This is a genomic window from Collinsella sp. AF02-46-1, from assembly GCF_003465825.1.
GTDB lineage: Bacteria > Actinomycetota > Coriobacteriia > Coriobacteriales > Coriobacteriaceae > Collinsella.
In genome coordinates this window covers 1-1,638 of the sequence record NZ_QSBV01000049.1, presented here as the reverse complement: position 1 = coordinate 1,638, position 1,638 = coordinate 1, and the positions used below count along the sequence as shown (strand labels likewise).

Sequence of the window (1,638 nt, the reverse complement as noted above, 5' to 3'; positions counted from 1 at the left end):
GGTTGATTTCCGATCTCAGCCGAACACATTGAGCAAATAGGCCATTCCCGCAGTTAGCCGAACGCCCCCGCGGCCCCTCCCGGGGTCCGGGGGCGGCATTTTCCCAGTTGAAGGAACGGTGGAGATGTGTTTCGATGGGTCCGGTGGCCATGCTCCGCCCGCCGCCCGGCGCCTCTTCCCAGACTCAGCCGGACGGTCGGTCCGTCTATTCCGTTTTTCCTTCTAGGCTAGGACAGCGGGGCATCGCCCCTTTCCGCGCGCGCCCGCTCGATGAGCCCCGGCGTCAGGTCGAGCTCCTCGATGGGCACGTCCTCCACGCCGTACGCCTCGAGCAGCGCCGCCGCGTCGCCGCCGAGCATCGCCCGGAAGGCGCGGGCGGGCGTCGCGAAGCCGAGCGCGCCGCGGGGCTCGGAGTTCACGTGCGACATGGCCAGCGCCAGGTCGGCCGGGGCGAGCCGGTCGAACCTGAGGCCGCGGCCCTTGGGCAGCAGCTTCCTGATCTCGACGTGGTTGCGCTCGCAGGCGCCCTTCTGGTCGCTGCGCCGGGGGTCGCAGTAGAACAGCCTCGTCTCGCCCCGCCCCTCGCCGAGCAGCGCCGCGATCGCGACCTCGTCGGAGAACTCGGGGCCGTTGTCGGTGAGCACGGCGCGGAACACGCGGCGCGTCCCGTCGGCGCCGAGGACCGCCCGGACGCCCTCCAGGGCGCCCGCGACGCACCCGGCGGTCTTCTCCTCCAGCGGCAGCGCGAGCTGGGGCCTGCTGGGGCGGTGCAGCAGCGTGAGCAGGCAGGCGCTGTCCTCCCGGGCCCCCTCGACGGTGTCCATCTCCCAGGCCGCGGCGCACGCGTCCTCCCCGAGGGCGAGGAACGCGGCATGTGACCTGCGGGCGGAGTGGCGGGTCGCCGCCCGGCGCGCGGCGCGCTTCCTCGGCCTGTAGCCGACCTTGCGCCTGAGCTCCATGTTGGTCATGCCGTCGTAGCCCGCCGAGACCCAGCGGTAGATGGTCGACGGCGACAGGTCCACCGGGCCGCCGTTGCGCGCCGCCATCTGCTCGGGCGACAGCCCCCGGCGCAGGCAGTCCCTTATCGCCTCCAGCCTGGCTGCCGCGGCGGGCTCGTCGGCGTCTATCCCGCGCCTGGACGAGACGAGGACCGAGTCGGCGCACAGCTGCGCGGCCCGGGCCTCGTAGAAGACGTGCGGGCGGCGCTTGCAGCCGATCGTGCGGTACCGCCCGCACCCGTTGCAGCAGCGCGGCCACGCGGCCAGGCGCGGGCAGGCCGCCGACAGGTCGGCGGAGGCGTCCACGCGCTCGCCGCGCCTGGCCTTCGGCGCCGTCACGAACCTGTGCGACGCCACCTCGGCGCTCACCGTCGAGGGCGACCTGCCCAGCTCCCTCGCGATCTCCCTGCACGACGCCCTGCGCTCCAGCATCCTCTGGACCGTGTCCCGCTCGTGCCTCGTGAGCCTTCCGTAGGCCCTCGGGACCGCCCTTGCGGAGCCCCTTTTCATCTTTCCGGACATGCCGTCCTCCGATCTCCCGGGGCCGGCCGATCCGGCCCTCAGGGTATCGGGTTCCCACATTCATCCGTACATGTACGGATGAATGTGGGAGGTGTTCGGATAAAGTCGATAATCAAGG

1 protein-coding gene is annotated in these 1,638 nt (G+C 71.9%); it reads right to left on the bottom strand.

What is annotated here, in order from left to right; all coding sequences use genetic code 11:
* Window positions 1-227: 227 nt before the first annotated feature.
* Window positions 228-1,508: an IS30 family transposase gene (locus tag DWV20_RS09795; protein WP_233508945.1), complete on the bottom strand. Its 1,281-nt coding sequence runs from the start codon at window positions 1,506-1,508 to the stop codon at window positions 228-230.
* Window positions 1,509-1,638 lie beyond the last annotated feature (130 nt).

Bases quoted from the DNA above. Each gene is read 5' to 3' on its own strand.
- DWV20_RS09795 (WP_233508945.1), bottom strand. From the start codon at position 1,508: ATGAAAAGGGGCTCCGCAAGGGCGGTCCCGAGGGCCTACGGAAGGCTC.